Annotated in this window: 25 protein-coding genes; 10 read left to right on the plus strand and 15 right to left on the minus strand. The window is 67.5% G+C overall.

All coding sequences use genetic code 11. The annotated features are described in order from the left end of the window. Window positions 1-1,885: methyl-accepting chemotaxis protein (locus JHD80_RS29260; protein WP_199085430.1), on the minus strand; the 1,885-nt coding region annotated here is incomplete at its 3' end. 162 nt (window positions 1,886-2,047) lie between these two features. Between JHD80_RS29260 and JHD80_RS05785 the strand changes: the two genes are divergently transcribed. Beyond that, window positions 2,048-2,824, plus strand: a complete 777-nt coding sequence (locus JHD80_RS05785; protein WP_199085431.1) for a DUF1499 domain-containing protein — start codon at window positions 2,048-2,050, stop codon at window positions 2,822-2,824. 9 nt (window positions 2,825-2,833) lie between these two features. On the opposite strand, the gene JHD80_RS05790 is transcribed toward JHD80_RS05785, so the two are convergent. The 13 genes from JHD80_RS05790 to JHD80_RS05840 form a co-directional block, all read right to left on the minus strand. Next, on the minus strand, window positions 2,834-3,748 hold the full coding sequence (locus JHD80_RS05790) for an MBL fold metallo-hydrolase (RefSeq protein ID WP_199085432.1): 915 nt from the start codon (window positions 3,746-3,748) through the stop codon (window positions 2,834-2,836). Between the two features lie 85 nt (window positions 3,749-3,833). Further along, window positions 3,834-3,965 (minus strand): hypothetical protein, encoded by a 132-nt coding sequence (locus JHD80_RS29075; RefSeq protein ID WP_282568362.1) that lies wholly within the window; start codon window positions 3,963-3,965, stop codon window positions 3,834-3,836. A gap of 437 nt (window positions 3,966-4,402) precedes the next feature. After that, window positions 4,403-5,608, minus strand: a complete 1,206-nt coding sequence (locus tag JHD80_RS05795) for a site-specific integrase (protein ID WP_199085433.1) — start codon at window positions 5,606-5,608, stop codon at window positions 4,403-4,405. A 211-nt stretch (window positions 5,609-5,819) separates the two neighbouring features. Next, window positions 5,820-6,908, minus strand: a complete 1,089-nt coding sequence (locus JHD80_RS05800) for a DUF5131 family protein (protein ID WP_199085434.1) — start codon at window positions 6,906-6,908, stop codon at window positions 5,820-5,822. A 5-nt stretch (window positions 6,909-6,913) separates the two neighbouring features. Next, the gene (locus tag JHD80_RS29080; protein ID WP_282568363.1) at window positions 6,914-7,045 is read right to left on the minus strand and encodes a hypothetical protein; all 132 of its coding nucleotides are present in this window, start codon (window positions 7,043-7,045) and stop codon (window positions 6,914-6,916) included. Continuing rightward, window positions 7,042-7,878 carry a DUF6551 family protein gene (locus JHD80_RS05805; protein WP_199085435.1) on the minus strand — a complete coding sequence of 279 codons (837 nt, stop codon included), beginning with the start codon at window positions 7,876-7,878 and terminating at the stop codon, window positions 7,042-7,044. Before JHD80_RS05805 ends, JHD80_RS29080 begins: the two co-directional genes overlap by 4 nt. After that, on the minus strand, window positions 7,878-10,025 hold the full coding sequence (locus JHD80_RS05810) for a ParB/RepB/Spo0J family partition protein (RefSeq protein ID WP_199085436.1): 2,148 nt from the start codon (window positions 10,023-10,025) through the stop codon (window positions 7,878-7,880). Before JHD80_RS05810 ends, JHD80_RS05805 begins: the two co-directional genes overlap by 1 nt. Next, the gene (locus JHD80_RS05815) at window positions 10,022-10,237 is read right to left on the minus strand and encodes a hypothetical protein (RefSeq protein WP_199085437.1); all 216 of its coding nucleotides are present in this window, start codon (window positions 10,235-10,237) and stop codon (window positions 10,022-10,024) included. The genes JHD80_RS05810 and JHD80_RS05815 overlap by 4 nt, the downstream gene beginning before the upstream one ends. Beyond that, window positions 10,234-10,968, minus strand: coding sequence for a hypothetical protein (locus tag JHD80_RS05820; protein WP_199085438.1), 735 nt, complete (start codon window positions 10,966-10,968; stop codon window positions 10,234-10,236). Before JHD80_RS05820 ends, JHD80_RS05815 begins: the two co-directional genes overlap by 4 nt. Beyond that, entirely contained in the window at window positions 10,965-11,276 is a 312-nt protein-coding gene (locus JHD80_RS05825) for a hypothetical protein (RefSeq protein ID WP_199085439.1), read from the minus strand. The genes JHD80_RS05820 and JHD80_RS05825 overlap by 4 nt, the downstream gene beginning before the upstream one ends. Next, the gene (locus tag JHD80_RS05830) at window positions 11,273-11,617 is read right to left on the minus strand and encodes a hypothetical protein (RefSeq protein WP_199085440.1); all 345 of its coding nucleotides are present in this window, start codon (window positions 11,615-11,617) and stop codon (window positions 11,273-11,275) included. The genes JHD80_RS05825 and JHD80_RS05830 overlap by 4 nt, the downstream gene beginning before the upstream one ends. Continuing rightward, window positions 11,618-11,965: a hypothetical protein gene (locus JHD80_RS05835; RefSeq protein ID WP_199085441.1), complete on the minus strand. Its 348-nt coding sequence runs from the start codon at window positions 11,963-11,965 to the stop codon at window positions 11,618-11,620. A 291-nt stretch (window positions 11,966-12,256) separates the two neighbouring features. Beyond that, window positions 12,257-12,652: a helix-turn-helix domain-containing protein gene (locus JHD80_RS05840; protein WP_199085442.1), complete on the minus strand. Its 396-nt coding sequence runs from the start codon at window positions 12,650-12,652 to the stop codon at window positions 12,257-12,259. On the opposite strand from JHD80_RS05840, the gene JHD80_RS05845 reads away from it, so the two are divergent. After that, window positions 12,651-12,905, plus strand: a complete 255-nt coding sequence (locus tag JHD80_RS05845) for a carph-isopro domain-containing protein (RefSeq protein WP_199085443.1) — start codon at window positions 12,651-12,653, stop codon at window positions 12,903-12,905. The two genes, JHD80_RS05840 and JHD80_RS05845, sit on opposite strands and share 2 nt — an antisense overlap. Before the next feature lie 39 nt (window positions 12,906-12,944). Here JHD80_RS05845 and JHD80_RS05850 read toward each other — a convergent pair whose 3' ends face one another. Then, window positions 12,945-13,181, minus strand: coding sequence for a hypothetical protein (locus JHD80_RS05850; protein ID WP_199085444.1), 237 nt, complete (start codon window positions 13,179-13,181; stop codon window positions 12,945-12,947). Between the two features lie 103 nt (window positions 13,182-13,284). On the opposite strand from JHD80_RS05850, the gene JHD80_RS05855 reads away from it, so the two are divergent. Genes JHD80_RS05855 through JHD80_RS05890 form a run of 8 tightly spaced genes read left to right on the plus strand, consistent with a single transcriptional unit; the run spans window position 13,285 to window position 17,488 of the window. Further along, a complete protein-coding gene (locus JHD80_RS05855; protein WP_199085445.1) occupies window positions 13,285-13,764 on the plus strand; it encodes a phage regulatory CII family protein in 480 nt (159 codons plus the stop codon). Then, window positions 13,757-14,332 carry a GcrA family cell cycle regulator gene (locus JHD80_RS05860; protein WP_199085446.1) on the plus strand — a complete coding sequence of 192 codons (576 nt, stop codon included), beginning with the start codon at window positions 13,757-13,759 and terminating at the stop codon, window positions 14,330-14,332. The genes JHD80_RS05855 and JHD80_RS05860 overlap by 8 nt, the downstream gene beginning before the upstream one ends. A gap of 11 nt (window positions 14,333-14,343) precedes the next feature. Then, window positions 14,344-14,595 carry a hypothetical protein gene (locus tag JHD80_RS05865; protein ID WP_199085447.1) on the plus strand — a complete coding sequence of 84 codons (252 nt, stop codon included), beginning with the start codon at window positions 14,344-14,346 and terminating at the stop codon, window positions 14,593-14,595. Then, complete coding sequence (locus JHD80_RS05870; protein WP_199085448.1) at window positions 14,592-15,107, plus strand: hypothetical protein; 516 nt, start codon at window positions 14,592-14,594, stop codon at window positions 15,105-15,107. Before JHD80_RS05865 ends, JHD80_RS05870 begins: the two co-directional genes overlap by 4 nt. After that, window positions 15,104-16,417, plus strand: a complete 1,314-nt coding sequence (locus tag JHD80_RS05875; RefSeq protein WP_199085449.1) for a DUF7146 domain-containing protein — start codon at window positions 15,104-15,106, stop codon at window positions 16,415-16,417. The genes JHD80_RS05870 and JHD80_RS05875 overlap by 4 nt, the downstream gene beginning before the upstream one ends. Further along, on the plus strand, window positions 16,414-16,872 hold the full coding sequence (locus JHD80_RS05880) for a hypothetical protein (protein ID WP_199085450.1): 459 nt from the start codon (window positions 16,414-16,416) through the stop codon (window positions 16,870-16,872). The genes JHD80_RS05875 and JHD80_RS05880 overlap by 4 nt, the downstream gene beginning before the upstream one ends. Beyond that, complete coding sequence (locus JHD80_RS05885) at window positions 16,869-17,273, plus strand: hypothetical protein (RefSeq protein ID WP_199085451.1); 405 nt, start codon at window positions 16,869-16,871, stop codon at window positions 17,271-17,273. The genes JHD80_RS05880 and JHD80_RS05885 overlap by 4 nt, the downstream gene beginning before the upstream one ends. Beyond that, window positions 17,270-17,488: a hypothetical protein gene (locus JHD80_RS05890; protein WP_199085452.1), complete on the plus strand. Its 219-nt coding sequence runs from the start codon at window positions 17,270-17,272 to the stop codon at window positions 17,486-17,488. The genes JHD80_RS05885 and JHD80_RS05890 overlap by 4 nt, the downstream gene beginning before the upstream one ends. Window positions 17,489-17,498: the final 10 nt, after the last annotated feature.

The raw sequence follows: 17,498 nt of genomic DNA on the forward strand, positions 1-17,498 counted from the left end.
CGACCGCGGCGTTGAGCGCCAGGAGGTTGGTCTGGAAGGCGATGTCGTCGATCACCCGGATGATGTCGGAGATCTTCTGCGAGGCGGTCTCGATCCTCGCCATGGCGTCGACCGCCTGGCCGGCGATGGCGCCGCCGTTCTCGGCCGCCTGCATCGCCTCGTCGGCGATGCGGGCTGCATCCTTCGAGGCCTGGGCCGAGGCCTTGACCGAGGCTGCGAGCTCCTCGGTCGTGGCGGCGGTCTCCTCCAGCGAGGAAGCCTGTTCCTCGGTGCGCTTCGACAGATCGTCGGCACCCATGTTGATCTCGCGTGCAGCGAGCCCGACATCGGCCGAGGTGGTCTGGATCGTCGCGACCGTGTCGGAGAGGCGATCGACCGTCTCGTTGATCGCGCCCTTGAGATCGGCGAAGCGGCCGCGATAGGCCGTCTCGACCCGGCTCGTCAGGTCCCCGCCCGCGATCCCCTGCAGGATCTCCGCGAACTCCGTCGTCGCACCGTCGACAACCGCGTTGATCTCGTTGATGCCCTCGACGAGCTCCTTCAGCGGGCCTTCCATGCCGCCGACCTGAGCCTTGCCCGAGAAATTGCCCTCGCGGGCATCGGCGACGATATTGGCGACCTCGCCGAGCAGCTTCTGGACATGGGCGGCCTGCTCGGCATCGGCGAGCATGGCAAGTTCGCGGTCGCGCCGGTTCTGTTCGAGCGCGAGCGCGTTCTCGCGATAGATCTCGAGCGCGCCGCTGAGCGAGCCGATCTCGTCCGGCGAGGGAGCGGCGGGGATGGCCCGGGTGAAATCACCCTTCTGCATCTCGTCCAGCGCCGATTTCAGCGAGACCAGCGGCCGCGCGACGCGGCGCTGCACGCCGCGCCAGCTCATCACGCAGATGACCAGCAGGGCCGCCAGCAGCGCGCTGACGATGCCGAGCTTCACCCAGGCGGCGTTGAGCTTCTTGTCCGTCCGAACGACCATGTCGTCGAGCGACTGGGTGACGGCGGAGACGATGGCCGTGAACGGCCCGTTGCACTGCTTGGTCCATTCCTCCGCCGCGATGACCGGGCCGGCGCCCTGGCCGAGCTTGCCGATCAGCTCGTCCATCTTGCGGTTCGCGGCTTCGACCTCGGCCGACATGACGCCGACCTTCTGGACGAGCTCGCTGCCGACGCCCGAGCGCGAGGCGAGCTGCTTCAGCGTGTCGCCGGCGGCGTTGGAAACGCCGCGCAATTCGCCGAGCTTGCGGATCTGGGTGGCATCCAACGCCTTGCCCGAACCGAAGACCGGGCGCAGCACCGAGCATTGCGTGCCGTAATTCGAACGGACGTCCCAGCCGGACGACTTGAAGCTCTGCAGGTCGGCGAGGATCGGGTCGGCGAGGCGGGCCGCATTGGAGGTCTCGTCCGATGCCTTGACGATCGCGCCTTCGATCGCGCCGATGCCGTTATACCAGGGCATGGTGGCGGCGAGGCTGCGCTGCGCCTTCGGCTTGGCGGCCTCGGCATAGAGATCGGCTATCCTGGCGTCGGTCTGCTTCTGCTGTTGCTGGATGCCGGCGATCAGCTCCTTGCGGCCGGGCAGGTCGGTCTCGCCGAGCTGCGCGATCGCCTCGTTGATGCGGCTGCGATTGCTTTCCTCGATCTGCTTCAGCACGGGTGCCGGATCGTCCGCGACCTGGATGCTGGTCTGCGCCTGTCCGCGCGCGGTGCGGATCGCGTTGCCGGCGAGCAGCAGGGCTTTGTCGGCCTGGACCAACTCGGCCAACTGCATGTTGCTGCGGACTTCCATGATGGACTGCTCCGCCATGTAGCCGAGCGCGCCGATGCCGGGCACGCACAGGCAGGCCATGGTGGCGACGAGGTAGTTCTGGATCGACGAGGGGAAGAATTTCACGGCGGGACTCGAGCCTGACATGCGGCAATAAGGCGGTGGCGAAGGCCGCGAGGCAGGCTGCGGCCAAACCTCGTCATGCCCTTTTATTGCCGATTTAATTAACATTGCGCTTAACCCATTCCGCGGCTTGCGTTCCGGCGCGGCGGGAGGCACGAAAGGGCGATGCACCGCCGTCTCGTCTTCGAGGAACCGGTTTCGCGCGCGGCCGTCTGGAGCCGGCGGCTGGCCTGGTTTTCCTGCGCGGTCCTGCTGCTCTCGCTGCTGCTGGTCCGCTTGCGGGAGCCGAGCATCGAGGGGCTCGCGCCGGTCGCGGGGGCTTATGTCCTCGTGCTCGCGGCGCTCGGCCTCGCCATCCTCGCCTTCATCCGCATCTGGCAGTCCGGTCATCGCGGCGTCGGCATGGCCGCGGGCGCGATGCTGCTCTCGCTCGTCCTGCTCGCACCTGCCGGTTACGTCGCGCTGAAGCTCGTGACTCGGCCGGCGCTCGCCGATGTCTCGACCGATATCGACGATCCGCCCGCCTTCAGCCGCTCGCAGGCCGCGCTGACCGCCCGTGCCGGACGGGTCCCGCCCGATGTGCCGGCGGAGCGGCGGCGCCTGCAGCGGCAGGCCTATCCCAAGGCGGTGCCGATCCTGCTGGAACTGCCGGCGGACGCCGCCTTCGACCTCGCCAGGCGCGCTGCGCTCGGCCTCGGCTGGCAGGTGCTGGAGACGGCGCGGCCGGGCGGGCGCAGCGGGGCGGGGCGGGTCGAGGCCGTCGCGCGCGGCCGGATCCTGCGCTTTTCCGAGGACATCACCATCCGCGTCCGGCCGCGCGTCGATGGCAGCCGCATCGACATCCGCTCGGCCTCGCGGCTCGGCAGCCACGATCTCGGCGCCAATGCGGAGCGCGTCGCGGCCTTCGCCGACGAGATCGAGCTGCTGATGGACAATCGCTGACGACGCGCGTCAGGCGAGCCTGTAGCGGCTGGCGAGCGCCGGAATGGCGTCGCTGGCCGCGACGGTGCCGCGCAGGACGAGGTCTTCGAGCTGGGCCAGCACCGAGAGCGCGGCCGCCCCGTGCAGGGCGGGGGCCAGGCCCTGGTAGATCACCGGCACCATCGCGGCGATCGTCTCGTCGCCCGCGCCGAGCCGGTTCAGGATCGCGGCCTCGCGCTGGCGGCGATGCTGGACGAGCCCGCGCAGGAAGCGCTGCGGCTCGGTGACCGGCCCGCCATGGCCCGGCCAGTAGCGGGCATGCTCCAGCCCGCGCAGCTTCTCGATCGAGGCCATATAGGCGGCCATCGACCCGTCCGGCGGCGCGACCACCGAGGTCGACCAGGCCATGACATGGTCGCCGGAGAACAGCGTGGCTTCCTCGGCCAGCGTGAAGGCGAGGTGATTGGCGGTATGGCCGGGCGTCTCCACGGCGGCGAGACTCCAGCCCGGCCCGGAGACGGTATCGCCGTCGCGCATTTCGTGGTCCGGCTTGAAATCGGTATCGGCGGCGGCATCCAGCACACGGCCCTCGCCCGGCCCGAGCTCCCGCGAGGGGCGGTGCGGCCCGCAGCCCACCACGGTCGCGCCGGTCGCAGCTTTCAGCGCCGGCACGGCCGGGGAATGGTCGCGATGGGTATGCGTCACGACGATATGGCTGACGGTCTCGCCGCGGACCGCCGCCAGCAGGCGCTCGACATGGGCGGGATCGTCCGGGCCGGGGTCGATGATCGCGACGGTGCCGCGGCCGACGATATAGGAGCAGGTGCCGGTGAAGGTCATCGGCCCGCCATTTCCGGCGATGATCCGGCGCACCAGCGGCGACAGCGTCGCGACGATGCCAGCCTCGGTCGGCGCGCTTCTGTCGAACTCGATCTCGTCAGCCATCTCTTGTCTCGGTCGGTCTGCGCCGTTGCCGCGCCCCTTCCACCCACGCGGAGGTCGCGCCGGCTGGATCTGGCGGCGCCGCGCTCTAGTTCGCCGATTTGCCGCCGCAGCTCTTCGTGTCCAGGCCGAAGAGCGGGCCGAAATTGCCGCATTTGTCGCAGCCGGACAGGAACACGGCCAATCCGAGGATGCCGGCAAGGAGGGTGATGCGCTTCATGGCCCGACCGTTCGATTCGATGAGGCGGCACTGTAGTCGCTGATCGAGGCGGATGACAGGGGCAGCCCGGCAGGGGCTCTGCGCTCAGAGGCCGAGATCGGCGAGCCAGCCCAAAATACAGATCGCCGAAAGCGCGATCAGGGCGAGGGTGGCTTTCGCGTCGGTCGGGCAGTCGCGCAGCATGGTCGTCTCCGTTGCGGGAGGCGACGCAATAGTCGTGCCGTTTGACGGTTGGGTGACGATTCCCGCAAGGCGGCTTGGGAAAGAGCGCAGTCGGTCCGCACACAGCCCGAAAACGAAAAAAGGCCCGTGAGGGCCGTTTTTCTAGCTTATTCGAATAACGCGGGAAATTTTGGTCGGAGTGGCAGGATTTGAACCTGCGACCCCCTCGTCCCGAACGCTCGCCGGCTGAAAAAGGGTGCGCGGGATCGCCTTGTTTACTGGGCTTTCGCGGAAGGGCGTTCCTGCTCGGTTCTTCCGTTTCTGTCGGTATCTGTCGGTCGTTCGCGTTTCGGCCTTAGCGCGATGGCCGCCGCCGCGGCGCGGTTATGGTCCGGGTGATGGTGGCCGTAGACGTTCTGAAGCGTCTCCAGCGTCATGCCGAGCATGCCCGACAGAGCATAGGGATCGGCCCGGTTCTGCATGCCCCAGGTTGCTGCCGTGTGCCGGAGGATATGCGGCGTCACGTCGGCGCCAAGGCCGGCCGCCTCACGCACTGCCCGAAAGGCCTTGTGGACCCGCTCGACGGGCTTGCCGTTCCATTCGACCACGAAGCTCTTCGAAAGGCCCTTGGCTTCCCAGCGGCGCAGATGGGCCAACAGCCGCGCGTCGAGCCCGACCGGCGGCGTGCGCTTCTTCGTTTCCCGCGTGCCCGGCGGGCGGCGGTAAAACACGCCGCGCTCGGTGTCGACGAAGCCGTGACCAACTGTCGGCCGGATCGCGGCCGAGCAGACGGCGCCGGCGCGCGTGCCGGTATAGAGCGCGACCAGGATGAAACGGGCGACGTGCCGGGCAGTCCTTCGATCGGTCTCCAGGGCTGGGCCACTGTTGTCGCCGCGGTGGCGCTTCTGCTTCTCGCGCAGGGTCCAGGCCGCCCAGAGCAGGCGGGCCACCTCGGAGCGCGTCAACCAGCGCTCGCGGGGAGGGCCGGCTTGCGGCAATTCGACAGGAATCGGATTGGCAAGGATGCGCTCCTTCCAGCCGTGCCGGAGCGCTGCGCGCAGATCCTCGAGCTCGCGTCGGGCTGCCCCGTCGCCGCGCTCCTTCGCATAGGCCTGGCAAGTACTGGGGCGAACCTCGGAGCAGCGACGCGTACCCCACCATGCCAGCAGCCTGGCAACGCGGGCGCGCACTTCGGCCGGTCGTTTCTGCTTATCAGCCTTGTGGTCCAGGTAGATCGCGAGGATATCGGCGATCAGCGGATCGTCTGAGCGGGCCTTGGCGGCAGCTTCGGGATCGCGCTTTTGGACAAGATAATCCCGGAGGGCGTCTTCGGCTGCTGACAGCGCATGAGCGCCGCAGCCAGTGCTAATCTTGCGTCCTCGGTCTCGGATGACCCAGACGGCTTCATTTCGCATGCCGCGTCGTTCGTCGAATCGCTCGGGCTGGAGCCAGAGGCGCGGACCTTTCGAATGGCGCGGCATTTTTCCGTCATCTCCTCGATCGCGGCGAGCGAGGTGTATTCCTTGCCCGCCGTGATCCAAGTTTCAAGGCGTCCAGCGTCCCGCTCCCGACGAAGCCCCGAAACTTTCATCGAGCCGTCGGGGAAGGCGAGCGCGGCGGCAGCTTCCAGACGAAGCGGCGTGGCCAGCGAGACCTGCGATCTGTCGGGGAGACCCAGTCGACGGATTGGCATTATCGCGAAGCCTTCGGCCAGGCGCGATGCTCGGCGCCATCCAGGAAGTGGCCAGCAGCCTTCTTGCCGACCTTCGCGAAAGCTTGCCAATCGGGTCCAGCACCGACCCGCTCGATTGAATCGGGGGATGACTGAATCTTCTGAAAGGAATGCCCCGGCCATCTGTTTAGCGCGTGAGTTCCGCCGTCCCGGCACCACTCCCGCGGCTGCCATTCTCCCCACTGTTTGAAGAAAAAGGCCGTTCCTGAGGCGGCGCACTGATCGCGGATGCTCCGTGCCCACTCTGGATGCAAAGGCCGGGCATCCTTCCCGCTCTCGCCGCCGACGATAATCCACTCGAGCGTCGCGCGGCGCTCCGCAATCCATTCTGGCATGCCATCCTGATCGGCCGGGCCTTCTTCGTAATCGTAGTGCGCTTTGCCCTTTGGACAGGATGGGCAATCGCTGTCGCACCCTTGGCAGCCCCATGACCGGCCGTTTACCTCAACGTCGAGGTGCGGCCATGCAAGCCATGGCTCGAAGTCGATCGGTCCGAGCAGCGGCTCTGCGCTGACGCCAACCCACGGAATGCCGAGTGTCGCCTTAAGGGCGAGAAGTCGCGGAATATCTCGGTCTGCCTCCGCCTGGTTCACAACGGTGACGATTAGCCCGGCGTGCTTTGGCCAAGTCGTGACGCCGATGGCCGCGAGGCGTTTCTCGACCGCGCTGATGCGCTTGGTCACGATCTGGATGTCGATCCGATTGCACTGGACGATCTTGCCCCATGCCTCGGCGAACCATTCCAGGGGCACCTCGAGGTCGAACAGGTCGGACATCGACTGGATGAAGACGCGGCGGCGCGAATTGGGGTGAAACCTGCCAATCTCTGCGTCGGCCGCCCACCACGCATAGTCGTTGTCGAGCCGGTTCAGCAGCTTCGCCGCGCCCTTGATCTTCCGTCGCGGCGTGCCGGTGCCCCAAAGGCCTGGTTGGAATCGGTTGCTATGCGTCTCGGCATAGCAATGGTCGCAGCCCGGCCCGACCTTCGTGCAGCCCCACCAGAAATTGACAGTCGCGTCCGTCCACTCGATCGCGCTTACCGCTGCCATCGCGCTCACCACCACAGCACGACGGCCGCCGGCAGCGCGAGGCTGGCGACGGCGAGGGCCCAGAGCAAACGGCGGATTCGCCGCTGCTCGGCCAAGTACTCGGCCCGGCCGGGCCAGTCGGTACGGTGCTGACTCATGCCGCCTCCGCGATCTTGAGCGAGCGGCGCAGATGCAGTTCGAGATCCGTCGACAGGCGGCGCCAGCGCAGCTCGCCCTTCGCGACGATCGCGCCATTCATTCGCTGGAATGCGGCCGGCAGGTCGAAGCTGTCGAGCGCGTCGAGCAAATCGGGGTGATCCCGAAACGCCGGCGTGGCTTCGAAGGTCGCGCAATAGGCCTGCAGCACCGCCGCCCGCATCATGCCGACATTGCCGTCGCCGACCTGGACGATCGCCTCGCAGGCGCGCTGCAGCGTGGCCTCGCCGTAATCCTCCTTCAGCTTGTAGAGGATGGCCACCGCGAACGTGTCGCCGCGCTTCAGCTCCTTCTGGTGCCGGGGCGTAACGATGCGTGCGCCAGCGGCGGTAAGGACCTGCTCGAGCTCCAGCGCCTTGGGATCGCGCGAGGCGACGCGGGACTTGTGCAGCACCGCCGGCGTGACGGCGAGCTGCCGCGTGTTGATCTCGGCGAAGGCCTCAGCCTGCTCGACCTCGTCGACCATGGAGATCATGCAGGGCACGGACTTGATGCTGCGCAGGCGTGCGGCATGGCAGCGGTGCTGCCCGTCGATGACGGCATAGAGCCCGCCCTCGATCGGCGCGACGATCACCGGCGCGAAACGAGACCAGCGGAAGCGCTCGGCGATGCGGCGGATCTGCATCTTGCCGCGCTTCCCGATCGGCCGCTGATAGCGATCGTCGATGCGCAGGAAGTCGAGCTCGATCCACTGCGTCTGCGGTGCCGGGCCCGGCTGCGTCGCATAGACGACGTTGGTGAAGTCCTCGACAACGATCGGGCGAAGATGATCCATCACGCGGCCTCCTCGGTCTCGGCCGGCTGTGCCAGCAGCATCTCGATCATCTGGTTCTTGCTCTTGCCGAAGGGGACCTTGATGCCGCGCGCCGTGAACTCGGCGCGGACGTCGGGCGTTTTCATCACGCCGAGACGGGCGCGCTCCTGGTCCTGCCAGATGCGCTGCGCGGCCTCGGCCGCGCTCTCGGCCGTCTCGGGCTCGGCCGAGCCTTCATGCTCGCCAGCTTGCTCGCCCTGGTCCTCGGCCTCCGGCTCTTCCGGCAGAACGGCATCGAAGATTTCGCCGCGGAGCGTGGCCGGAAGCCAGCCGCGGGCGTTGGCCAGCCGTGCGGCCGTGGCGCCCAAGTCCGCCTTCTTCAGCTTGGCGTATTTCCCGGGGTCGTCGCCGCATTCGGCGATCGCCGTGATGGCTTCCTGCTTGGGTGCCTTCGAAAAGTAATCGGCAGCGTCGAAGGCCTGAACGAGAGCGGCGCGATGGTCGACCAGCGGGAGCGCCGCGCGCACTGCCTGCGCCGCCTCGGGCTTCAGGGCGTCCATGCTGTGGTTGACGATCGCCTTGCTGGTGAAGTCCAGCATATGAGCGACGCATTTCGCCGCATGGTGCTGCAGCTCGTCGATCGACAGCAGCACCGTGCTCTTGAGCACGTCGACGAACCTCGTCTTCGAATTGTAATCGCGTCCGTTCCAGGGAAGGCCGGGGCCCTCGCTGCGGCCTTCGCTCTTGAATCGGACAGGGCTCCCGAGGGTGGCGGCCGTGGCGACGAAGAGCGCCAGCGCCAGCCGGGGTTCCGCCGCCACGACATGGGCCGCGGCCCGGGTTGCCGTCAGCGCGAGCTCGTCCATCAGCGCGGCTGACAGGCGTGTCGGCTCGGGCGCTTCTTCGCCGTCGGCCGAGGGCTTCGGTGCCGGCGCCGGGATCGCGGTCGGCTTCGGCGCGGGCTTCGGCTTCTGGTCCTTCAGAAAGCCACGGACCACGGACAGGGTGCCGTCGTAATTGTCGATCTTGACGATCGCGACAGCCTTGGCGCGCTTGCTCTCGGGGAGCACCATCCAGGTCGCCTGCTCGGTCAGCAACTTGAGCTCGCGCTCCAGCAACGGCTGTTCGGCCGCCAAGTCGTCATCCTCACGGAGCTGCGCGGTGACCTCGGGCGGCTCCGCGTCCTCGTCCCACTCCAGCCCGTCCAGGGCGTCCTCGATCTCCTGGCGCCGCGCCGCGATCGCCTGCAGCCGCTGTTCGATCTCGATGGCTCGGGCGGGCTTCTCGGCGTCGGGAAGCGTCGGCTTGGTTATGCGGTCCCAAAGATAGCTTTGGTTCGCAGCCTCCCCGAACAGGACTTCAGCCCAGCCTTCTGCTTCGCGAATGCGCTGCGCTTCTGCCGCCAGCTTTTCATTCGCGAGCCGCTGGACCAGCGCACCGTCAGCATAGTCCGGCTCATCGGTGAACAGGTCGAGGATGAAGGCGCCGCCGGCGGCAAGGTACGCCTCCCGTCCGACAAAGCGCGCCTTGTAATTCGACGCTTCCATGGTGTCGGCCGTGAAGGCCTCGCGGATCGAGCGAGCGTTCAACTGCCATCCGGGCTGCACCTTCGCCAGATACGCCGCCTGGTCCGCAGGGGCCGCCAGCGTGAAGGCGCGCGCGGCCTCGCCGGTGATCCGCCCCTCGAGCCAGGCGGCGCGGACGTCTTCGTGCAGCCGGCCGAGCGCCAGGCGTTGCTCGACGGCGCGCAGCGGGATGCCGAAATGATCGGCGATCGCCTGCTTGTCCTTGCCCTTGTCGATCAGGTCGGCAAAGGCCTCGAACTCGCGGACCGGGTGCAGCGGCTTGCGCAGCACGTTGGCCGCCAGCGAGATCTCGAAGGCGTCGGCCTCAGCCTCGGCCGGGCGCAGCACGACATGGACCCACTCGATGGTGCTGACGTCGGCGGCATCATCCACTGCGTCGATCAGCTGCATCGCCTTCAGGCGGCGATTGCCGTCGACGATCTCGACCTTGCCATCGCCCCGATCGCGGCCGACGAGCGGCTGCAGCAGGCCGTGAGCCCGGATCGAGGCGACAAGCTCGGCGACGTCCTCGTCGCGGGGGCGGACGTTGACGCTCTCGCCGGCGACGAGTTCGTTCAGCCGGTAGGCAATGACTTCGGTCATGAATGATCTCCGATGACGATGGACAGGACGGCGGAGGCGGGGAAGCGGAAGACGGTGACCTCGATCGAGGCGCGGTCCGGCCAGAGCAGATCGGACTGATCGGGAGTGGCGATGCAGGCCTCGCGCAGGACCTGCTGGACGCGGCGCGCGAGGTCCGGATCAGGAATCGCGTCGGGCACGTCGATCGCAATGACGAGGGTGCGCGGCGTCATCGCGCCGCTTCCTGGATGCGCTCGGCGATCGCAGGGAGAGAAAGCTGCGCGCGCTGGGCGTGAAGCTGCTGGCTCCAGCGTTGAAACCGGGTGAGCCATGCCTCGCTGGCGCGCGCCGGCGAGAGCGGCTTGATCCTCTGCTTCAGCTTGAGATGTGGCAGCCGCTCGAGGTTTTCGTGCCAGCGCCGCGGCGCCCGGGCGAGCAGGTGTTCGCGCTCGGTCATGAGCAACTGCATGTCGAGCAAATGGACGCGGTCGCGCACCTCGGCCGGGAGCGGCCAGGGCAGGCCGGCCTCGGCATGCAGGTATCGGTCGATCGGCTCGGCCAGGCGCTGCTTGATCCGCTTGATCGAGATCCGCGGCACGACGTCGGCGCCTACCTCGCGGCGCATGTCGTCGAGGACCTGCTGCATCGCGTCGAGCACGGGCGAGGGGGTATCGGTCAGGATCGCTTCGTGCCCGTCATGAAGCAGGAAGGCCATGGCGAAGACCGGGTCCTGCGTCTGCGACCAGAGATAGTCAGCGCCGATGCAGCAATGCTGGGCGACCGAATAGATGATGCCGGACGGCATCTGGTTGGCGAAGCGGCCGGTATTGCCGAGAGGAGCGGCGATATCCCGCGCGACGTCGATCGCGCCGGGTTCGATCGCGCGGCCGAGCGGTAGCGCCCGGCCGCTGGCGGTCTGTTCCCAGACCGCCTCTTGCGCTGAAACGGTGTCGGCCGGCTTCATGAGCGTGCCTGTCGGCGGCGGCCGAGGCGATAGGCCATGCCCTCGATGGCGTCGAGGTCCTCGACGTCGTCGGTATCGAAAGCCGCGTCGCCATTCAGGGCTTTGGCGCGATAGAGGGCGTCGATGAAGATGGCCCGCGTCGTCTTGCGGATGCGCTCTTCGGCGTCGGCGGCTGCCGTCGCGACCGCGGCGGCAGCGCTGGCTTCCTCGGCGCCGCGATCGTCTGCGCGCTGCAGGGCGGCCGAGAGGCCGCGATCGTCCGGCTTGTCGCGCGGGACGATCCCGTGTGGATCACCGCCGCGGATCATGCCGGCACCGCCTGTCCCGGCCAAGGCGCGCGGCGCAGCCGGCGGTTGGCCGATTCCAATGTGGTGAGGCGCAGGCGCTGCAGCCCGGGAGAACTGCCGCCCGGGTGTTGATCGGCGATCATGTCGACGAGCTGCTCCGGCATCAGTCCCGCCTCGGCATGTGCCAGCGCGTATTGCGAGCAAGCCCAGGCTGTGCGGGAAGCGATCGCAAGCTTGCCGAGCGCAAGGCTGGGCTCGCGGATATTCTCACCCATCCGGCGCGTGACTTCGTGCATCTGGCCGGCAACCGCCTGCAGACGCTCGATCGCGGCATGACGCCGCTCCATGGTGGCGGCGTCCATCTAGGCCGCCTCCGTCCGGTCGAGGCCGTAGCGGGCGCCATTCTCGGCGATCTCGCGGGCCATTTCCTTGGCGGCCATCGGGCCGAGATAGGCCGCGGCCTCCTCGTGGTAGCCGGCGCGCTTCAGGTCGTAGATGTCGGCATAGCCGCGATCGAGGCGGTTCTCGTTGAGGACCCTGACCATGTCGGCGATGACGGCGGCCTTCAGGTCTCCGTCGAGCTGGCGGCCGTCGCCGATATCATTGCGGGTGCGGACGGCCTGGGCGCCGCGCATGCGGCGGGTGAAGATCTCGGCGTTGACCTCCTCGATCGGGGACGGCTGGCCGGGGAGCGGGCGTTCGTGGCGCATCGAAATGCCTCCATCGGGTTGCGACGGAGACAGGGGTACGGATAAACACGAAAGCTGTCAACACAAAGCGTGTTTATCAGTGGAGCGCGGCGTCGCTACCGACGTCAGGAGTCAGTAGCCTGTCAGGCCGGCTCGATTACGCATTGACGATCTGTTAACGGGCGTGCACCGTGAACGAAGAAAGAACAGTTGTGTAAAGGGGGGGGACATTGAGGCAGGATACGGAGCTTATTGCCGCTCTTGCAGAACTGCAGGCTCTTGACCCCGAACGTCGCGCCCAGGCGCGCCGCCTTACTCGGTTTCTGATAGCCGAAACCGAACGTACTTCATCACTTCGCCAAGAATCCCGCGGTCGCGAGCCTCGCGCAGAAGCGCCAAATCTTCGCGATCCTCAGCGGACAGCGGAGGGTTCTCACCCGTCAGCAGGTAGGCCGGTGAAACCCGATACGCTTTAGCGTACTTGGCTGCAGCCTCGGCATCATAGTCGTTCTGGCCGTTCTCATGGGCGCCGTAGGTGGAAACTGGCCAGCCGAACTTGAGCGCTGCCGATCGGGCAGACGCATAGCCCGCCTTGGCGCGGGCTTCCTTCAGGCGGTCGGACATATCGCTCATCAGCGCATGCTCACATATTGTGTGAACAGAAATCATGTTGACTGAATGAACACGATCCGTGTAAACGGCGGACATGGACACGGTCTCTGACATCTTCGATGCGCTCAACGGGCCGGCGGCGATCGCGCGGGCCCTCGATGTGAAGCCCTCGACGGCTTCGGAAATGAAGCGCCGCGGCGCAATCCCCGGCGAATATTGGGCACAGCTCGTGGAGCACGCCCGGAGCGTCGGGTGCGAGGAGATCAGCTACGAGCTGATCGCGCGCATCCACGCGAAAGCCAAGGGCCGTCTGCCGCCGTCGATGATGGCGGAGGAGATGTCGGCATGATGTCGCTGAGGAAACTCGCCGCAACCATCCGCGAGCTGATCAGCTCCGGCTCGTGTTCGGCGCCTGCCCCATGCGCGCTGCCTGAGCAGCTCGACGAAGCGCTTCCGCAAGCTCGTCTGCTGCATCAGCGGTCATTCCGACCGGAAGAGATCGTCTCTCTGTATGAAGCGCGGCTTCCGACGGCACCAACTGGAGATCCAGGAGGACATTCTTCCCTGGCAGCGTCGCGAGATTCCAGCCGGCAAGCGGGAAAACGGTGATGTTCTTTTCAGTCATCGGCTGCTGCCCCTCGGGTTTCTCCAGCTTTTCCTAGCCCAGATCGGCCCGCCGCGCTGCCGAGAAAAGCGCGGCCCCATTCTCCCGGTCGAAGAGGCGCGACATGAGCGAGCAGGATGCCTGGCATCATCGGATCAAAGCGGCGCAGCGCGACCTGATCGCACGCTGCGGCGGCATCGCGCGGGCGGCCGATATCGGCGAGGTCTCGATCGCGCAGATGGGCCGGCTCAATAATCCGAACGAGCCCGACCTCATGTCGGCGCGGGTTAAGGCCCGCCTTGAGGTGGATGCCGGCTTCCCGGTGGTGACGAAGGCCGAGCTCGAGCTGCAGGGCTGGTCGTTGATGCAGAATGCCGAGAGGCCTGATCGTAAGGTCAATCTGCATGTCGCGACCGCTGCCGTCGTGTCGGAGGCGTCGGATGTGATGGGTGTCTTCGCTGAGGCCGTGAAGGACGGCAAGATCACGCCGGCCGAAGCGCATCGCCTGATGGCCGAGTTCAACACGCTGTCGCGGGTCCTGGACACCGCGCGTCTCGCCGCGGCGCAGCTGCTCGCCCTCGCCGGAGGGCTGAAGCATGACTGAGGCGGCGTTTTCCTGGACTGACGAGAATGTCGCGCGGTTGCGCACGATGGTCGACGAGGGCGGCAGCGCCCAGGCGATCGCCGATGCGATGGGTTGTGGCCGCAATGCCGTGATGGGCAAGGTTCACCGGCTCGGCCTACAGTTGAAGCTCGCCCCCGGAGGTGGCGGCGTGGCCGCCGCGCGTGAGGCCCGCGCCGGCGTCAGCCGTGCGCCGGCAACACCGAAAGCCCCGCGGCCGAAACCGGCGCCCGTGGCGAAGCCCGTCCTGCCGCCGGTGACTATGGCGCCCGTGGTCGATCCGACGCCGAAGCGCTGGCCTAAACCGGAAGGCCCCGAAGCCATCGCCATCGAGGCGCTGTCTTCGCGGACCTGCCGCATGCCGCTCTGGAGCGACTTCCACCGTGGCGGCCTCTATTGCGGCAAGCCGGTCTCGGCGGAAGGCTCAAGCTGGTGCGCCGCGTGCCGTCAGCTCGTCTATGAGGTCCGGCCGATCCGGGCCCGGGAAGAGGCCGAGGCTCACGCCCTGAAGCAGGTGCGCCAGCAGGCGCGCAGCGGGGCCTTCGCATGAGCGCGCTCCCGATGACATTCGATGAGATCGCCGCCCGGCTGCGCACGGCCGCGCGTAGCGAAACCTTCGGCCTCAATCAGCTCGAGCTTATGGTCGCCAAGGCACCAGGCGAAGACCCGGCCCTGCGCGAGCTGACGATCGGCGAGACCCTCCGCCAGGCGCAGGCATTGGCCAAGGCCAGCGAGATCGCGCTGGCGTTGGCGAAGCATCCCGAGATCGCGATCGGCCTCGGGCTGCTGCCGCCGGCGGAGGTGCTCTCTTGAGTACGACCTTGACCAGCCGCCGTATCGTCGGCCGGCTCGCGGGCAGGACGCTGGAGATGCTGGCGACTTGGCAACGGCCCATGTCGGTCACCGCCATGCAACGTCATCTCGACTGCAACCGAGGCACGCTGAGCCGCGCGATCGAGCATCTCGTCGGCATCGGAGCCGTCGCGGTCCATCCCCAATCGAAGCTGGTCATGCTGCTCGATCGCGAGGTGAAGATCGAGGTTCCGCCCGAGCCCCTTCCGGCCACGGGCGCCCAGGCTCTGCCGGAGATGGACGAGCGCCTGGTGCATGCTGCGATCCTGCGCCGGGCCGAGGCCTGCGTCCGGTCCGGTAACCTGCCCGGCGCCGTCAACCTGCTCAACAAGGCAGCCGAGCGTTGCCGACCCGAGGTCGCGATCAACTTCCTCGCGCTCGGCGATCTCTTCGGAGCCGGTCACCGCGCCTATCCGACCATCACCCGGGCCGAGGCCTGGACCCTGCAGGCCGCGGCAGGAGTCGACGATTGACCGAGCGCGCGCCCGATCCTGCCTTCGACGCCTGGGTCGAAAAGGCCAGGGCGATCTCGGTCCTGACCGTGGCGCTGAAGTTCGGCTTCCAGCCCCGCAATGGCGGGACGAAGCTGGGCGGGGCGCGCGCGACGGGCGAGCTCGTCGGGCCGTGTCCGCGCTGCGGGGGGCATGACCGGTTCTCGGTCAATCCGAGCAAGGGCGCCTGGAACTGCCGCGGGGCCGGCAAGGGCGGATATGGGGCGATCGGTCTCGCCAGCTACCTGATGCGCGACGCGTCCTTCCTCGAGGCGGTCGAGGCGCTGACCGGCGAAGCGAAGCCGCACAGCAAGCCCGAGACGGATGCCGAGCGCCAGGCGCGCGAGGCGCTGGCCGCCAAGCGCAAGGCCGATGACGAGGCGGCGCAGGCGAAGCAGCAGCGCGAGCACAATCAGTTTCGCGAGGACGAGCGCCGGCGGCTGCATGCGCTCTGGCGCGATGCCCAGCCCGCGCCTGGCTCGATGGTCGAGCTCTATCTGCGCCATCGGGGCATTCCCGACGTGCCGCCTGGCGCCCGCCTGCGCTTCCATCCGCGCATGCATCTGCGCGAGCCTTCGGGCCCGAACGGCAAGATCATCTGGACCGGGCCGGCGATGGTCGCGCCGATCATCCGGGAAGACCAATTCGCCGGGCTGCACATGACCTGGCTCGATCCGCGCCTCGCGAGCGGCGCCGTTCCCGCCGATCAGAAGGGCAAGCTGCTGATCACGACCGACGGCGAGCTGCTGGAGCGCTCATCGCCCGGGGCTCAGCTGATCGACGTGAAGCGCTCGCGCGGCTCGAAGCAGGGCGGTCATCTGCTGCTGGTGCCGGCGCGCGCCGGGCATATCCGCCGCCTTGTCATGGGCGAAGGCATCGAGACGACGCTCTCGGTCTGGGCCTCCATGGTCGAGGCCGGCGAGGACCTGGACGATACCGCGTTCTGGTCGGCGATCGACATGGGCAATCTCGGCGGCAAGGCCGCGGCCTCGATCCGCCATCCGACCTTGCGGAAGACAGACAAGGCCGGGCGTTCGATGCCCGTCAACATCCCGGGCCCGGTGCCGGACATGAGCGACCCGCTCCGCGCGATCGCGATACCCGACAGCGTCCAGGAGCTGCTTCTGCTCGCCGATGGCGACAGCGATCGCATCGTCGTCGAGTGCACGATCGCCCGCGGCGCCACGCGCTGGACCAAGCCGGGCCGAACGATCCGGGACGTGTGGCCCGAAGAGGGCGGCGACTTCAACGACATGCGGATGCGCCTGGTGCGCGAAAGGGAGGCAGCATGAGCGACGGATGGATTCCCGAACCGTATTTCGACGAGGTCGTGCCCGAGCCCAAGGCTTCCCCGACCGACTGGATTGGCGCGCTCGATGATGGAGCGCCCGCCCTGCTCGATTTCGACGGCAAGGTGGCGGAGCGAGCGTTACAAGACGGCGAGCGCCTGGATTTCTACGAGGTCCGAGCTTTCGGCGGCGCCACGCTGACATTCGCGGCGGATGGCACCTGGTCGGTCGATCGCGACCTGCCCGAAGGTGCCAACCACATCTACTGCCCCGACAACGAGATGGCCGGCAGCAGCGTCGCGGCGCTCGTGGCAGAGTCCAAGGAATGCTTCCGCGGGCACGATTCCGGGGATTTTGAGGCGGGCGAGGGCTACTGGATCACCTACTGGTATTGGTCCGATCGCACGCCGTTCCGGTTCGACGCTGCCACCCGAAGCTTCGTGCAGGTGGCGTCATGAAGGTCACGCTCGATCTGCGCATTGGGATCATCGCGCACACAAAGGCGGCAGCCGAGACGTTCGCGCGCGTGGCCGGCATCCCGCGAGCCGGGTGGTTTTACGCCTATCCGGACACGATGCGCGGCGCGTCGAACGTCATCTTCATGAAGGCCGTTGGCTGGGAGAAACGTCGCGACGCCGCCGAGATCGATCGCATGTTGGCCGGTTGCTACATCGCGTTCGAGTGGCGGGTGATCGCAGCGATGCAAGCGGCCGCCACGGTGGAGATGGGCGGCGTCACGACAGCCATGATCGACGCGGCAATGGTTGAGATGAAGAACCTCCACCCGCCGATGCGGCGTTCCGAGTGCGAGCGGTTTCTCCGCGCCGCCCTAGCGCCCGCGACCGAGGCGGCGTCATGACGATGGCCTGGGTCCGCAAGAGCTATCGCGTGCCGGCGAAACGCGGCGGCCGGGTTGAATATACCGGCGAAGGCCGGCCCGAGTTCGGAACGATCCGCAGCGCGCGCGGCGGCCGGCTGATGATTCAGCTCGACGGCATTCCGCACAGCATGCCGTTCCATCCGACCTGGAGCTTGCGCTACCTCGATCCGGCTGTGTCGGAGATCCCGCTCTGACACCCTCGAA

This window comes from Allobosea sp. ASV33 (assembly GCF_016428755.1).
Lineage (GTDB): Bacteria > Pseudomonadota > Alphaproteobacteria > Rhizobiales > Beijerinckiaceae > Allobosea.

Coding starts and splice junctions, on each gene's coding strand:
- JHD80_RS05890 (WP_199085452.1), top strand. CDS start 17,270: ATGACGATGGCCTGGGTCCGCAAGAGCTATCGCGTGCCGGCGAAACGC.
- JHD80_RS05845 (WP_199085443.1), top strand. CDS start 12,651: ATGGACACGGTCTCTGACATCTTCGATGCGCTCAACGGGCCGGCGGCG.
- JHD80_RS05885 (WP_199085451.1), top strand. CDS start 16,869: ATGAAGGTCACGCTCGATCTGCGCATTGGGATCATCGCGCACACAAAG.
- JHD80_RS05785 (WP_199085431.1), top strand. CDS start 2,048: ATGCACCGCCGTCTCGTCTTCGAGGAACCGGTTTCGCGCGCGGCCGTC.
- JHD80_RS05795 (WP_199085433.1), bottom strand. CDS start 5,608: ATGCCGCGCCATTCGAAAGGTCCGCGCCTCTGGCTCCAGCCCGAGCGA.
- JHD80_RS05790 (WP_199085432.1), bottom strand. CDS start 3,748: ATGGCTGACGAGATCGAGTTCGACAGAAGCGCGCCGACCGAGGCTGGC.
- JHD80_RS05820 (WP_199085438.1), bottom strand. CDS start 10,968: ATGAAGCCGGCCGACACCGTTTCAGCGCAAGAGGCGGTCTGGGAACAG.
- JHD80_RS05800 (WP_199085434.1), bottom strand. CDS start 6,908: ATGGCAGCGGTAAGCGCGATCGAGTGGACGGACGCGACTGTCAATTTC.
- JHD80_RS05835 (WP_199085441.1), bottom strand. CDS start 11,965: ATGCGCCACGAACGCCCGCTCCCCGGCCAGCCGTCCCCGATCGAGGAG.
- JHD80_RS05865 (WP_199085447.1), top strand. CDS start 14,344: ATGACATTCGATGAGATCGCCGCCCGGCTGCGCACGGCCGCGCGTAGC.
- JHD80_RS05850 (WP_199085444.1), bottom strand. CDS start 13,181: ATGACTGAAAAGAACATCACCGTTTTCCCGCTTGCCGGCTGGAATCTC.
- JHD80_RS05840 (WP_199085442.1), bottom strand. CDS start 12,652: ATGTCCGCCGTTTACACGGATCGTGTTCATTCAGTCAACATGATTTCT.
- JHD80_RS05855 (WP_199085445.1), top strand. CDS start 13,285: ATGAGCGAGCAGGATGCCTGGCATCATCGGATCAAAGCGGCGCAGCGC.
- JHD80_RS05880 (WP_199085450.1), top strand. CDS start 16,414: ATGAGCGACGGATGGATTCCCGAACCGTATTTCGACGAGGTCGTGCCC.
- JHD80_RS05860 (WP_199085446.1), top strand. CDS start 13,757: ATGACTGAGGCGGCGTTTTCCTGGACTGACGAGAATGTCGCGCGGTTG.
- JHD80_RS29080 (WP_282568363.1), bottom strand. CDS start 7,045: ATGAGTCAGCACCGTACCGACTGGCCCGGCCGGGCCGAGTACTTGGCC.
- JHD80_RS05825 (WP_199085439.1), bottom strand. CDS start 11,276: ATGATCCGCGGCGGTGATCCACACGGGATCGTCCCGCGCGACAAGCCG.
- JHD80_RS05805 (WP_199085435.1), bottom strand. CDS start 7,878: ATGGATCATCTTCGCCCGATCGTTGTCGAGGACTTCACCAACGTCGTC.
- JHD80_RS05810 (WP_199085436.1), bottom strand. CDS start 10,025: ATGACCGAAGTCATTGCCTACCGGCTGAACGAACTCGTCGCCGGCGAG.
- JHD80_RS05830 (WP_199085440.1), bottom strand. CDS start 11,617: ATGGACGCCGCCACCATGGAGCGGCGTCATGCCGCGATCGAGCGTCTG.
- JHD80_RS29075 (WP_282568362.1), bottom strand. CDS start 3,965: ATGAAGCGCATCACCCTCCTTGCCGGCATCCTCGGATTGGCCGTGTTC.
- JHD80_RS05815 (WP_199085437.1), bottom strand. CDS start 10,237: ATGACGCCGCGCACCCTCGTCATTGCGATCGACGTGCCCGACGCGATT.